This is a genomic window from Streptomyces sp. NPDC042259 (assembly GCF_055582085.1).
The window spans coordinates 363,312-376,605 of sequence record NZ_JBVJDW010000003.1; the positions used below are offsets into that span (position 1 = coordinate 363,312).

The window sequence follows — 13,294 nt, forward strand, 5'->3', positions numbered from 1 at the left end:
CCTTCGCCGAATAATTACAAGTCCTTCACAGGATCGAGTAACAGATACGGAGGGTGTGACTTCCTCGTCGGACATAGATGGACACACGCCCATCAAGCGCTGCGGGCATAACCGGCATATCCAGCAGCGGCGCACGGGGGTTACCCACGGTCCCCGTGCGATGTGGAGATTTCCCGGAGCGACGATCGGTGACGGGCGCGTCACCGGCTGTGGGCCGTCGGCCGCGACCGTCCCGTCACGCGCTCCGCCGCCGGCACCGGCACCGGCACCGGCCGGGTGTGCAGCCGGTGCAGGTATTCGTGGGCCCCCGGGAGGGTCTCCAGCAGGATCCGCTGCTGTCGTCGGATCCGGTCGAACTCGGCGTCCGCCGCCCGGCGGGCCGCCGGGCGGTGGGCGAGGGCGGCGGGCGGGACGGTCCGGCGGTGGGCGAGCGCCGCCAGCAGGGCGTCGTAGGGAGCCTCGCCGGGTTCCGGGGACAGACCCGCGCGGTGGCCGGCGAGGTATTCCTCCAGCGTGTCCGACAGCGGCAGTTCGCGCTGGGCACGCCAGAACGGGGTGTCCGCGCGCGGCGCCGCGAAGTACAGCAACTGCGCGAAGTCCCGGGCCCGGGCGTAGCGGTCCTGTGCGGCGCGGTTGAAGCGGGCCGCGTGCGCCCGCACGTCGCCCCGGCCGGGGAAGTCGCGCACCAGCCGGTCCACCATGTGCAGGACGTCCGCCAGTCCCTCGTCGGCCAGCGGTTCCACGAACGACGCGGCCGGTCCCAGTGCCACGCAGTTCTTCACCCAGGCGCGACGGCTCCGCCCGGTGCGGCAGGCAAGGTGCCGCACGGTGGCGTGGCCCGGGCGCAGACCCCACAGCGCGCAGAGCCGGTCGGCGGCCTCCTGGGGGCCCGTCAGATCCCGCGCGTGGACGAGCCCCGCCGCGAACCGGCCGGGGAGCGGCATGCGCCAGGCCCAGCCGTCGGGCATGGCCGTGGCCGTGGTGAAGGGATCGATGCCGTGCGCGGCGTCGTCGTGGGGGACGGTGACGGTCACCGCGCTGTCGCACAGCAGCCGGTCCCGGGCGTCGAGGAACGGCTCCCCGAGGACCCCGGCCAGCAGGAGACCCTCGGCCCCCGTGCAGTCGAGGAAGAGGTCACCGGCGAGTGCGGCGCCCTGGGCGGTGTGCAGGACGGTCAGCATGCCGCGTGCGTCCCGCTCGGCGCGAAGGAGTTCACCGCGGACGGACCGCACGCCGAACTTCCGCATCGCGGTCTTCCGCAGGTACTGCGTGAACATGCGGATGTCGACGTGCCAGCCGTACGGGAGGGCCGTCCGGCCGTCCAGCCAGCGCGGTGACTTCCTCGCGTCCAGCAGCGGCGGCTCGCGGAAGCACGCGTAGTCGTACGGCTCGGTGGTCCCTCCGCCGCGCCTGCGGTACCGCCAGAAGTCCGACAGGGGGAGTTCCGCGCACCGCGGCATGTCCGCGCGGGGGCGGTAGAAATGGTCCACGCCGCCGTTGCCGGTGATCCGCACCGTGGTTTCGGCCGCGCCTTCGGTACGCCAATTCACATAGCGCACCGCCGCATTGAAGGACGCGCAGCAGGCGCGCATCCATTCCTCCTCCGAAACGCCGATACGGTCGAAGAGGCCCCGCTGCAATGCGGGCGCGACGGCGGCCGCCTGCCCGGTCGCCGATACCGCGGCGGCCGGCTGCGGCGTTTCGAGTACGGCGACGGAAACCGTGCCGTGGAAGGCGGACGCGAGCCGGGCGGCGGCGACCCAGCCGGCGGCCGTTCCGCCCACGACCACGACGCGCCTGACGTGACTGTCCATACGGGACAGCGTGAACGCTTTTCCTGTACCCGGTCTGTATCCGGTGTACAGCCGGTCTGTATTCCTCTGGATCGGTGCCCGGAGACGGTACGGGGAATTCCCGTACGCGTGCGGCCGAATCTGTCGGTGCGGGGCCTGAGCGGGACCCGACTCACCGACAGGAGCAGAAGTGTTGAATGATCAGTCTTCCCCGGCCCAGGTCCAGCACCCTCTGGAGGTTCTCGCGGAAATCGAATGGGCGGGAACGGTGAATCAGGAAGTGGCACCGCTGTCGGAGCCCGAGAGTTCGTGGGCGGGAACGGCCGCCTTCGGCCTGGACGAGGGGCACGCGGGCGGCTGCGGCTGACCCGGACCGGGAACACCTTGGTGGGCCGGCCGTGGAACGGCCGGCCCACCAGGCCCGGGACCGGGAAGTCGGAAACACGCGGAGGGGAGAAGACAGAGGGCGGAGGAAGCGGAAGAAGGGGAACGCTCAGGGGACGAGCGCGGGGACGCGTCGCTCCTGGGCGAACAGCCGGACCAGCGGCATGAAGCGGTACCGCAGCCAGGCGCCGCCGTCCGCCCCGCACACCTCCAACAGCCGTGCGTCGGCCAGCTGTTCCAGGAGTTCCTCCGCGTCGTCCGGGGTGACATCGAGCAGCGCCGCCGCGTCGGCCGCGGTCAGCCCGCGCGGACCGGCCGTCGCGAGCGTACCGAGACCGTCCCGGGCGGCGGGGTCCAGTTGGGCCAGTGCGGTGCGCAGCCCGGTCCGTATGTCGAGGCTGCCGAATCGCAGTTCGTCGAGCCGCCGCCCCTCGGGTGCCAGCCGGTCCGCGAACCGGGCCGCGGACCAGTGCGGGCGGGCCGCCAACCGGGCCGCCGCGATCCGCAGGGCGAGCGGCAGCCGGTCGCAGGATTCCGCGATGCGCGCGAGTGCCTCCCCCTCCGCCCGGCCGTCCCGCCCGGGGCCCGCGACCGCGGTGAGCAGGGCGACGGCCTCCTGTCGTGGCAGCGGGCCGAGCCGCACCAGCCGGGTGCCTTCCAGCGCGGCCAGGGAGGCGCGGACGCCGGTGACGACGGTCCGGCTCGCGCCGCCGCCCGGCAGCAGGGGCCGTACCCGGCTGTCGTCGTGGGCGTTGTCGAGGACGACGAGCACGCGGCGTCCGGCCAGCAGCGTCCGGTAGAGCTGGGCGCGTTCGTCGAGGGTGGCGGGCATTCGGTCCGAGGTGGTGCCGAGGGCGCGCAGGAACCAGCCGAGCACTTCCGCCGGGTCGCGCGGCGTGCCGTCGTCCGTGCGCAGATCGGCGTAGAGCTGGCCCTGCGGGAAGTCGGCGCGGCAGTGTTCGGCGGCCCACAGGGCGAGTGCGGAGGTGCCGGTTCCGGGGGCGCCGGTGATCACGGCGTCCTGCTGCCGGCGCAGGGCGGTCAGTACCTCCTCGGTCTCGGCGCCCCGGCCGGTGAAGTCGCCGGGCGCGGCGGGCAGCAGCGCGGGGACGAGGCCGGGCGGGCCGGCGTCGGCCGGGGGCCGGGGGCACTCCTCCCCGGTGGCGGCCGCGGCGGACCGCGGCGGTGCGGCGGGTGTGAGGGGTGCGCGTTCCGGCGCCGGTGGCGGAGGCAGCGTCCCGCTCAGGACGTCCTGGTGGAGGGCGCGCAGCGCCGGTCCCGGGTCGATGCCGAGGTCGTCGGCGAGGACCCGGCGGCCCGCCTCGTACACAGCGAGCGCGTCGGCCTGGCGGCCGCAGCGGAACAACGCGGTCATCAGCTGGCCGCGCAACCGCTCCCGCAGGGGGTGCAGGGCCACCTGCCGGGTCAGCGCGGCGACCGTGTCGTGGTGGCGGCCGAGGGCGAGCGCGGCCTCGGTGTGGTTCTCCAGTGCGGACAGCCGGGCCTCTTCCATGCGCGGGCCCTCGGCCCGGGCGAGGTGCTCGGTGACGTCGGTGAGGGCCGGGCCCCGCCACAGGGCGAGGGCCCGGCCGAGCCGGTGCTCGGCGTCGGCGTAGCGGGCGGCGAGCAGGTCGGCGCGGCCCGTGTCGGCGAGGGAGCGGAAGGTGTCCCAGTCGAATGCCGCGTCGGCGATGTCCATGCGGTAGCCCGCGCCGTGGCGCCGCAGGCCGTGGCCCGGGCCGAGACGGGTGCGCAGTCGCGAGACGTAGGTGTAGAGCTGGTGGGTGCTGGTGGCCGGGGGGTCCCAGCCCCACAACAGGGTGGTCAGCCGTTCGTCGGGGACGACCTGGCCGTGGGCGAGCAGCAGCGCCGCGAGGGCCGTGCGCTGCTTGCCGCCGTCGAGTGCGACCGGACGGCCGTCCCGCTCGGCCGACACCGGGCCGAGGATCGTGAAGTCCATGAGTTCCTCCCCCGTCCGCGGGCCCCGGCGGCCGGCGGCCCGTCTGCCGGGAAAGCTACGGAACCGGCCTTCTCCAACGGCATCGGCACGGTTTCGCGGCCGGGAAAGCGATACGAAAGAGCCTTGAAACGAGGTGCGCCTAGCGTCCGGTGATGTGCCGTGGAGAAACGCTCCAGGGCATGGTCACGGGTGCGGTGGGAGGCGGTTCAAGTTTTCCTATGGCCGCGCCCGTCGGCCTGTCTGTGCGCAACCGGACGACGCCTGGACCCTAGGCAGGAGGAAGACATCAAAAATCATCCGCAGAAAACCGGACAGGTGGAAGACCCACTGGCCCTCATGGACCGGGTCGCGGACATGTCGGTGGCCGATCGGGAACTCATGCTGCGGCAGTCCGGTATCCCCTGGTCGGATTTGCTGGTCGCTTACGCGGACCGGTTGACGGAACAGGTCGCGCGCGGCCCGGAAATACCCGGGCCGGCACCGGAGTAGTACGTCGTCCGGCATCGGTCCGGTGTGCCGGTTTCCCGGCTCCATCGGGTCGGTGTCGGTTCGATTTCGTGGCCGCGAAACAGTTTCGAAAGGGCCTGAAAAGAAGACGTTCCTAATGTTCTCGGCATACCGCAGGAAGGGCCGCCACGGCCGCCGGACACCAGGTCCGGCAGGCCGGCCCCGAGCAGTCCGGGAGGACACCGTGATCCGTGCCAAGCGCACCGCCTACACCGCCGTCGTCATCGCCCCGCTCAGCCGGCTGGCGGTCGGCGCGACCCTGGTCCTGGCGGGGCTCGGGGTCTTCGGCGCGGCGGCACAGGCCCAGGGCGACGACCCGTGGGTGAAGGCGGACACCGCGGCGGCGGCCGATGCCCGGACGCCGGTCGCGGCGTCGGGTGCGGCCACGATGGATGACCCGTGGGTGTGACGCGGTCCGTGCCGGTGCGCGCCCGCGCTGCGCGGCTGTGTCCTCAATCGCCGGACAGGCTCGAATAAAGCCCGTCCGGCGGTTGAGGACGCGCCCGCAGGGCGCTCGCCGCCGCAGGCGGCCACGACGGCCCGTAGTCGAAGAAGACGCCGGCCAGGCCCTAGGGCGTGTCCGCAAAGTCCCGTCGTTCGCCCGAAGGGCGGGGCCCGCGGCGTCTGGTGCGTGCGATCGCAAGGCGGAGGGTCGCCCTCGTACTGGGCGTACTCGGGCGAGCCCGACAACGCAGCGAGCGCGCGTGCCAGGCGTCGCGGGCCAGACGGGACTTTGCGGACACGCCCTAGTGCTGGAAGAGCGCGAACAGCTCCCGCGAGGGCGGCTCTTCGCCGCTGTCGAGCGCGGTCCGCAGCCGGCTGGTCCGCTCCTGCCAGGGCACCGCGCCCACCTCGGTGAACTGCCGGGCGGCGGCGGCGAAGTGGCCGGCCGCGCCGGTCCGGTCGGACCGCAGGGCGAGCAGACACCCCAGGGCGAGACCCGCCCGGCCCTCGAGGAACCGGTCCTGGACCGTGCCGGCGGTCGCCAGAGCGTCCCGCAGGACGGCCTCGGCGTCCTCCCACCGCTCCCGGCACCACAGTGCCTCGCCCAGCGCGCGCAGCGCGTGGGCCTCACCGCGGCGGTCCCCACTGGCCCGTACGAGGTCCAGGGCGCGCCGGCAGACCTCCTCGGCTCCCGCCCCGTCCCCCTGGTGGACGAGAGCCCCGGCGAGCCGGACCATGCCTTGTGCCTCACCCCTGACGCTGCCCAGTTCGCGGGTCCTGGCGATCGCCTCGTGCGAGAGCTCGACGCAGGTGCGGGCGTCGCCCCGCTCCAGCTCGATCTGCGCCATCAGGCCCAGCATGTGGGCCTCCGCGTAGGGGTCGCCGGCCGCGCGGAATCCCGCCAGTGACTGGTGGCCCAGCTCCCTGGCCCGTTCCAGGTCACCGCGGTGCCGTTCGCACAGCGCGAGGTTGCGGAGCACCAGGGCGCACCCTTCGGTCTGGTGCTGTTCCTCGAACAGGCGCAGCGCCAGGCCGAGGCGGGTGAAGGCCTCGTCGTACTTCCACTGGATGATCTCCAGGGTGCCCAGGGAGTGCAGCATGGCCGCCTCCCCCAGCCGGTCGCCGGCGCGGCGGACGGCGGCGAGGGCCCGTTCACCGCAGTGCCGCCAGTCCTCCAGGTAGTTGCGGTTCTGGAACAGGGTGACGCTGGTCATGGTGAGGTCCCAGGCGTACGCGGCTTCGCCGTCCTGGGCGGCCTGGTCGACGATCCTGGTGATCGGGACGCGTTCGCTCTCGAACCATTCCATGGGGTTCTCCAGCAGGTGCCCCACGAGGTGGGCCGGGAGCCGGTGCGCGGGGGCCGTGCTGTGGACGAGGGTGTAGTCGCCGCCGTAGAGCCGGTGGTGGGCTTCGACGGCCAGGGCCAGCCAGGCGCCGTAGGCGCGGCGGGTGGCGGCGCGGCGCTCCGGTTCGTCCTCCTCGGCCAGGGCGCATTCGTGGGCGAAGAGGCGCAGGAGGTTCTGGAAGCGGTAGCGGACGGGGCCGAGGGTGGCGCTGAGCGGTTCCAGCAGCTGGGCGTCGACGAGTTGCTCGATGAGGTCCTCGGCGTCGAGGGGGTCGATGTCGAGCAGCGCGGCTCCGGCCCAGGCGGCGAAGTCCGGTGCGTCGACCATGGCGAGCAGCCGGAACATCCGGGCGGCGGCCGGTGACAGGTCGCGGTAGCTGAGCCGCAGCCCGGCCCGTACCCCGCGTTCGTCGAGGCTCAGTTCGTCGAGCCTGCGGTGCTGGTCCTCGAGCCGGGCCACCAGGGTCCGTACCGACCAGTGCGGTTTGGCGGCGAGCCGGGCGGCGGCGATGCGCAGGGCGAGCGGGAGCCGGTCGCACAGTTCGCCGAGCCGGGCGGCGCCGACCGGGTCGGCGGTGATGCGGTCGTCCCCGGCGACCCGGGACAGCAGCGCGGTGGCCTCGTCCCGCTGGAGCGCGCCGAGCACCAGGGGCACGTAGACGTAGTCACCGGCGAGGGCTCCGCCCATGGGGTCGCGGCTGGTGACGAGGACGCAGCAGCGGCCGTCGCCGGGCAGCAGCGGGCGGATCTGCTGGAAGGACCGGGCGTTGTCCAGCACGATCAGGACGCGGCGGCCCTGCAGGGCGCCGCGCAGCAGAGCCGTGCGTTCGTGCCGGTCGGCGGGGATCTGGGGGCCCTTGATGCCGAGGGCCCGCAGCAGGTGGTCCAGGACGGCGCCGGGGCGGCGGGGCGCCTCCTCGTCGTAGCCGCGCATGTCGGCGAAGAACAGGCCGTCCGGGAAGCGGCCGGCGACCTGCCGGGCCCAGTGGACGGCGAGGGCGGTCTTGCCGACCCCGCCGATGCCGGTGATGGATCCCACGGGCAGTACGTCGCCGCCCACGTGTTCCAGCAGCCGGTCGAGGACGGCGAGTTCCTTCTCGCGGCCGGTGAAGGAGGCGACGTCCGGCGGGAACCGCTCGGGTACGGCCGTCGGTGTGGCGGGGGCCTCGGTGCCCTGGTGCGCGTTGAGTTCGGGGAGGTCCTTGAGTACGGCCTCGTGGAGGTCCCGCAGGGCCGGTCCGGGGGCGATGCCGAGTTCGTCGGCGAGGACGCGGTGGCCTTCGCGGTAGGTCTCCAGGGCCTCCGCCCGCCGGCCCGAGCGGTAGTGGGCCAGCATGAGGTGGGCGATGGACTGCTCGCGCAGCGGGTTCTCCCGGATGAACGCGCTGAGTTCGCCGATGAGGTCCTGGTGGCGGCCCAGCTCCAGCCGCAGCCCCACGAATTCCTCGTACACCTCCAGGCGCGTCTCGGTGAGCCGGGTGGCGTCCTTCTCGACGCGCCCGGCCGTGATGCCTTCCAGGGCCGGCCCGCGCCACATGGCCAGGGCTTCCTCGAAGCACGCGCTGGCTTCCTCCAGCCGGCCGCTCCGGGCCGCCTCGCGTCCCGTGGCGACGCGCTCCTCGAACTCGACGGCGTCGATGCGGTGTTCGCCGCTGGCGAGCAGGTATCCGGGGTGGCTGGTGACGATCAGGTCCTCGGCACCGGCCGCCTTGAACGTCTTGCGCAGCGCGGAGACGCAGATGGCGATCTGGTTGCGGGCGGTGGCCGGCGGGCGGCCGTCCCAGACGGCGTCGGCGAGCGTGTCGACGGACACCACGTGATCGGGGGTGAGCAGCAGCAGCGACATGATGGTGCGTTGGCGGGCGCCTTGGAGGGTTACGGGGTGCCCGTCCACGCTGATGTCCAACGGCCCCAGGATTCGGAACACTACCTGAAGCACGCTGCCTCCTGACCTCGGCCGCGGCCGCGTGCGGGCGGCCGGGCTTGTTGCTGTGTCGTTCATGGGTGACGGGAGTCTCCCGCCACCGGGAGGCGGCGGGAGGCTCCCGGGGTCAGCTCCGGGCGGCCCGGGCCCCGGGCGGGCGGCCGCGGGCCGCGGCGCGCTGCCACCGGGCGGCGGCGGGCGGGGCCGCCCCCGGCTGCCGTTCCCGGCGGGCGGACAGCGCGATGAGGACGGCGGTGACCGCCGCCAGCTCCTCCTGGGTGGGGTTTCCGCCGATGACCTTCAGCAGGGAGGGCCCCAGGGGGCCTCGCAGTGCGGTCGGTGCCTTCTCCTGTGCCACAGGGGTGCTCCTTCTCGCTTCGCGCTTCGGGAACTCGTATCGAGGGCCCGCTACGGGGCCTGGCGCCGGGGGCCGGCGCCGGGGATGGTGATCACATCGGCGGGTTGCCGTGTTTGCGGTCCGGCAGCGCGGCGTGTTTGGTGCGCAGCATGGCCAGTGAGCCGATCAGCAGGGAGCGGGTGTCGGCGGGGTCGATGACGTCGTCGACGAGGCCCCGTTCGGCCGCGTAGTACGGGTGCATCAGCTCGGCCTTGTATTCCTTGACCATCCGGGCGCGCATGGCGTCGGGGTCGTCGGCCGCCGCGATCTGCCGCCGGAAGACGACGTTCGCGGCGCCTTCCGCGCCCATCACGGCGATCTCGTTGGCGGGCCAGGCGAAGGACAGGTCCGCGCCGATGGAGCGGGAGTCCATCACGATGTAGGCGCCGCCGTAGGCCTTGCGCAGGATCAGGGAGATCCGCGGGACGGTGGCGTTGCAGTACGCGTAGAGCAGCTTGGCGCCGTGGCGGATGATGCCGCCGTGTTCCTGGTCGACGCCGGGCAGGAAGCCGGGGACGTCGACGAGGGTCACGAGGGGGATGTTGAAGGCGTCGCAGAGCTGGACGAAGCGCGCGGCCTTCTCCGAGGAGTGGATGTCGAGGACGCCGGCGAGGGACTGCGGCTGGTTGGCGACGATGCCCACCACTTCGCCGCCGATCCGGGCGAGGGTGCAGATGACGCTGGTCGCCCAGCGTTCGTGCACCTCCACGTGCTCACCGTCGTCGACGATCTCGGTGATGACCTCGTGCATGTCGTAGGGCCGGGTGCCGTCGGCGGGGACGAGTTCGCGCAGCCGCTCGCAGACGCGGTCGGCCGGGTCGGTGGTGTCCGCGCGGGGCGGCATCTCGCGGTTGTTCTGCGGGAGGAGGGAGAGGAGGTAGCGGACCTCTTCGAGGCAGGTTTCCTCGTCGTCGTAGGCGAAGTGGGCGACGCCGGAGGTCTCGGCGTGCACATCGGCGCCCCCGAGCCCGTTCTGCGTGATCTCCTCGCCCGTCACGGCCCGCACCACATCGGGGCCGGTGATGAACATCTGCGAGGTCTCACGCACCATGAACACGAAGTCCGTCAGCGCCGGACTGTACGCCGCACCACCCGCGCACGGGCCCAGCATCACACTGATCTGCGGGATGACACCCGACGCCTTGGTATTGCGCTGGAAGATCCCCCCGTACCCCGCGAGCGCCGAGACACCCTCCTGGATCCGCGCACCCGCACCGTCGTTCAACGACACCAGCGGAGCACCCGCCGAAATCGCCATGTCCATAATCTTGTGGATCTTCGTCGCATGGGCCTCACCCAGCGCACCACCGAAGATCCGGAAATCATGCGCGTACACAAAGACCGTACGCCCGTGCACCGTCCCCCACCCGGTGATCACACCATCGGTATAGGGCCTCTTGGCCTCCAGGCCGAAGCCCGACGCACGGTGCCGCCGCAACTGCTCCACTTCGGTGAACGACCCCGGGTCGAGGAGGAGGTCGATGCGCTCGCGCGCGGTCAGCTTGCCCTTGGCGTGTTGTGCCTCGGTGGCCCGGGGTGCTCCCCGGACCGCCTCCTCACGGACGCGGGACAGCTCTCCGATCCCGTCCATGACGGTCGGGTGTGCGGCCTGCTGCGGCACGGCCGGCTCCTTTCTCCTGCGGGCGGCTGCGGTCAGCCGGTCCGGTCGGCCACGAAGTCGCTGAGGGCTTCGAGGGCGGTGCGCGCGGGTATCGACGGCAGCACCGAGAGCGCGGCGCGGGCACGGGCGAGACGGTCGCGCATGATGGCCTCGGCCTCGGCGAAGGCCGGGGAACGGGGGAAGAGTTCCAGAGCGCGGTGGTGCGCCGCTGGGGTCTGGATGGGGCCGTCGGCGAGCAGGCCGCGCAGTTCGGCGCCCCGCGGGCTCCGGTCCGCGCGGGCGAGGATCACGGGCAGGCTGGGCACGCCGGCCAGCAGGTCCTTGCCTTGTTCCTTGCCGGTCCGTTCGGCCGTTCCGGCGAGGTCCAGCAGGTCGTCGGCGATCTGGAAGGCGGCGCCGAGGTAGGCGCCGTACGCGCTCAGGGCCTCGGCGTAGGGTTCCGGGGCGCCCGCCTGCCGGGCGCCGATGCCGAGTGCCATGGTGAGCAGGGACGCGGTCTTGCCCGCGGCGACCTGGAAGTAGTGCTCGACGGGGTCCTGGCCCGGTGCGGGGCCGACGAGTTCGCGTACCTGCCCGTCGACGAGCCTGCTCGCGGTCTCGGCGTTGAGGCGGACGGCCTCGGGGCCGAGGTCGGCGGCGAGGTAGGCGGCACGGGCGAGCAGCCAGTCGCCCCCGCGGACGGTCTGCCGGTTGCCCCAGCGGACGTTGGCGCTGGGCACACCGTGCCGGGTGGTCGCCTCGTCCATCACGTCGTCGTGGTAGAGCGAGGCGACGTGCACCAGTTCCACGATGACGGCGGCCTGGGTCACCCCGTCCCGCCACGGTTCGCCGAACTCGCCGGCGAGCAGCACCAACAGGGGCCTCATCCGCTTTCCGCCCGCCGCGGTGACGTGCCCGGTGAGTTCGGCGACCCGGGGGTCGGCGGAGTCCGTCGCGGTGTCCTGGAGGCGCTTCTCCACGCTCTCCAGCGCGGTACGCAGCCGTGCCTCGGCGGCCGGGTCGTCGAGCCGGAACCGGAACTTCGGGGTACCGCGAGCAGCGGACCCCGCGCGGCCCCGGCCGGTGACGGCCGCGCGGACGGCGCGGGTGGCGTCGAAGGCACGGGCGGCACGGGCGAGCGACGTCCCGTTGCGGGTCATCGCGCGTCCCCGGCCGCCGTGCGTATCGACGGATCGAACACAGCCTTCTCGGCCATGGCTGAACCCCTTTGGGCAAGGAATGAGGAGAATCTGAGGCTTTTCGAGGATGTCCAATGCCCCCGGGCGGGAACAACAATGGTGACAGGTTGCTGCCACCTGACCGGTCTTGCGCTTTCGCCGGTGTCCGTGCTGGGCCCGGTCAAGGCAACGGCCGGCAGCGGCGCCGGTAGTAGCCGTAGGCCAGGGCCAGCCACAGGGGCCCCCACAGGGTGAACAGACCGCTGACCGTCATCGCCAGCGTGTCCCATCCCTCGGCGTAGGGGAATCCGCTCGCACCGCCGATGTGGAACGCCCCGAACATCCAGTGCACCATCAACGCGACGAAGGCGATCCCGGCGAGGGTCGCGGGGACGATCACCGCGAAGGGCGGAATGCGTCTGCCGCCCACCGCGGGAACCCAGCCGGGCACGACCTCTCCCCAGCCGCGCACCAGGCCGAAGCCGAGGAGCGCGAACGCCTCGGAGACGACGCTCAGTCCCACGACGTAGGGGGCGTTCCAGACCGACGGCGGCGAGGGCTCCCCGCCCATGCCGTAGCCGAATCCGATGGGCAGCCGCCAGATGCATACCGGTAATGCCACCAGCGGGATGAGGTGGGCGACGGTCTCCGCCCAGCGCGGGACGGGCCGTTCGGTCGTTCGCTTCTCGTTGGTGAACGGCGCCTTGAGCGCCCTCTTGATCGCCATGTCCTCAGTGTTTCCGGCCCGGCCCCTGCCGGGATCCCGCAGGGGGACGACCGGGCTCCCCCGTGCGGCGGAGCCCGGCCGGTGTCATGGGCGTACGCGGCGCAGGATCTCGTCGGCGACGCGTTCCGGTGCCTGTTCCGGCTGCCAGTGCGTGATGCCTTCCAGCCGGACGAACCGGTACGGGCCGGTGACGTGCTCCGCCGTCCGGTCCACCGCGGCGCGGCTCGCCGCCCGGTCGAGGTCGCTCGACAGGTAGGTGGTGGGCACCGGGACCGGGCCGAGGCCCTCGTGTTCGGCGAGGAGACTGCCGGAGCGGTACCAGTTCAGGGCCGCGTCCAGCACGCCGGGCCTGCTGTGCAGGTCGACGTAGTGCTCGACCCGGCCGGGGTCCACGGCGTCACCGAACAGCGACCGCAGCTGTGCGGCGTCGTCCGCGAGCAGGCCGGGGGTGCTGTCGGGCGAGACGAAGTAAGCGAGGTAGCCGGAGAGTTGACGCTGTTCGGGGTCCTCGCGCAGCGCGTGCCAGTACGCCTCCAGGTGCGGGAAGGACACGGCGGTCAGGGTGCGGACCCGGTCGGAGTGCCGCGCGGCCAGGTACCAGGCGACGACGGATCCCCAGTCGTGACCGACCACATGGGCGGACTCGATGCCCAGGGCGTCCAGCATCCCCAGGGCGTCACCCGCCAGCAGCGGCAGCGCGTAGGCGTCCGCGCCCGCCGGCCGGGCGCCGTCGGAATAGCCGCGCTGATCCGGCGCGATGGTGCGCAAACCGGCCGCATTCAGCGACGGAACAATCCGGTCCCAGGCGTGCCGGCTTTGCGGGAAGCCGTGCAGAAGCAGTACCGGATCTCCGCCTTCCGGCCCCGACATCTCGACATCGAATACCAGATCACCAACCGGAACCTGCATGCGTATCCCTTTTCCCTATTCACACCGGAAAGCCACCGCGTCCTTCGGGACCGTATCGGGACGGCCCCCCTTCCGGCGACATTCATGACAGCCAACTGCTGGCCCGGGCGGGGTTCCACAGCACCG

Annotated in this window: 11 protein-coding genes; 3 read left to right on the forward strand and 8 right to left on the reverse strand. The window is 72.6% G+C overall.

What is annotated here, in order from left to right; all coding sequences use genetic code 11:
* Positions 1-200: 200 nt before the first annotated feature.
* A complete protein-coding gene (locus ACZ6MA_RS10650) occupies positions 201-1,814 on the reverse strand; it encodes a tryptophan 7-halogenase (protein WP_469432727.1) in 1,614 nt (537 codons plus the stop codon).
* 172 nt (positions 1,815-1,986) lie between these two features.
* Here ACZ6MA_RS10650 and ACZ6MA_RS10655 point away from each other — a divergent pair, with 172 nt between their 5' ends.
* Complete coding sequence (locus ACZ6MA_RS10655) at positions 1,987-2,160, forward strand: DUF6269 family protein (RefSeq protein WP_469432729.1); 174 nt, start codon at positions 1,987-1,989, stop codon at positions 2,158-2,160.
* A 126-nt stretch (positions 2,161-2,286) separates the two neighbouring features.
* On the opposite strand, the gene ACZ6MA_RS10660 is transcribed toward ACZ6MA_RS10655, so the two are convergent.
* Positions 2,287-4,137: an AfsR/SARP family transcriptional regulator gene (locus ACZ6MA_RS10660; RefSeq protein WP_469432730.1), complete on the reverse strand. Its 1,851-nt coding sequence runs from the start codon at positions 4,135-4,137 to the stop codon at positions 2,287-2,289.
* A 315-nt stretch (positions 4,138-4,452) separates the two neighbouring features.
* Between ACZ6MA_RS10660 and ACZ6MA_RS10665 the strand changes: the two genes are divergently transcribed.
* Positions 4,453-4,626, forward strand: a complete 174-nt coding sequence (locus ACZ6MA_RS10665; RefSeq protein WP_469432731.1) for a DUF6269 family protein — start codon at positions 4,453-4,455, stop codon at positions 4,624-4,626.
* A 202-nt stretch (positions 4,627-4,828) separates the two neighbouring features.
* Entirely contained in the window at positions 4,829-5,053 is a 225-nt protein-coding gene (locus tag ACZ6MA_RS10670; RefSeq protein WP_469432732.1) for a hypothetical protein, read from the forward strand.
* A 337-nt stretch (positions 5,054-5,390) separates the two neighbouring features.
* On the opposite strand, the gene ACZ6MA_RS10675 is transcribed toward ACZ6MA_RS10670, so the two are convergent.
* The 6 genes from ACZ6MA_RS10675 to ACZ6MA_RS10700 form a co-directional block, all read right to left on the reverse strand.
* A complete protein-coding gene (locus ACZ6MA_RS10675) occupies positions 5,391-8,372 on the reverse strand; it encodes an AfsR/SARP family transcriptional regulator (protein WP_469432734.1) in 2,982 nt (993 codons plus the stop codon).
* Between the two features lie 112 nt (positions 8,373-8,484).
* On the reverse strand, positions 8,485-8,715 hold the full coding sequence (locus ACZ6MA_RS10680; protein ID WP_469432735.1) for an acyl-CoA carboxylase subunit epsilon: 231 nt from the start codon (positions 8,713-8,715) through the stop codon (positions 8,485-8,487).
* Positions 8,716-8,806: 91 nt separating this feature from the next.
* On the reverse strand, positions 8,807-10,345 hold the full coding sequence (locus ACZ6MA_RS10685; protein ID WP_469433139.1) for an acyl-CoA carboxylase subunit beta: 1,539 nt from the start codon (positions 10,343-10,345) through the stop codon (positions 8,807-8,809).
* 62 nt (positions 10,346-10,407) lie between these two features.
* Entirely contained in the window at positions 10,408-11,514 is a 1,107-nt protein-coding gene (locus tag ACZ6MA_RS10690) for a polyprenyl synthetase family protein (protein WP_469432736.1), read from the reverse strand.
* Between the two features lie 199 nt (positions 11,515-11,713).
* Positions 11,714-12,259, reverse strand: a complete 546-nt coding sequence (locus ACZ6MA_RS10695) for a hypothetical protein (protein ID WP_469432738.1) — start codon at positions 12,257-12,259, stop codon at positions 11,714-11,716.
* An 84-nt stretch (positions 12,260-12,343) separates the two neighbouring features.
* Positions 12,344-13,168, reverse strand: coding sequence for an alpha/beta fold hydrolase (locus tag ACZ6MA_RS10700; protein WP_469432739.1), 825 nt, complete (start codon positions 13,166-13,168; stop codon positions 12,344-12,346).
* Positions 13,169-13,294 lie beyond the last annotated feature (126 nt).

Bases quoted from the DNA above. Each gene is read 5' to 3' on its own strand.
- ACZ6MA_RS10650 (WP_469432727.1), bottom strand. From the start codon at position 1,814: ATGGACAGTCACGTCAGGCGCGTCGTGGTCGTGGGCGGAACGGCCGCC.
- ACZ6MA_RS10660 (WP_469432730.1), bottom strand. From the start codon at position 4,137: ATGGACTTCACGATCCTCGGCCCGGTGTCGGCCGAGCGGGACGGCCGT.
- ACZ6MA_RS10685 (WP_469433139.1), bottom strand. From the start codon at position 10,345: ATGGACGGGATCGGAGAGCTGTCCCGCGTCCGTGAGGAGGCGGTCCGG.
- ACZ6MA_RS10690 (WP_469432736.1), bottom strand. From the start codon at position 11,514: ATGACCCGCAACGGGACGTCGCTCGCCCGTGCCGCCCGTGCCTTCGAC.
- ACZ6MA_RS10695 (WP_469432738.1), bottom strand. From the start codon at position 12,259: ATGGCGATCAAGAGGGCGCTCAAGGCGCCGTTCACCAACGAGAAGCGA.
- ACZ6MA_RS10700 (WP_469432739.1), bottom strand. From the start codon at position 13,168: ATGCAGGTTCCGGTTGGTGATCTGGTATTCGATGTCGAGATGTCGGGG.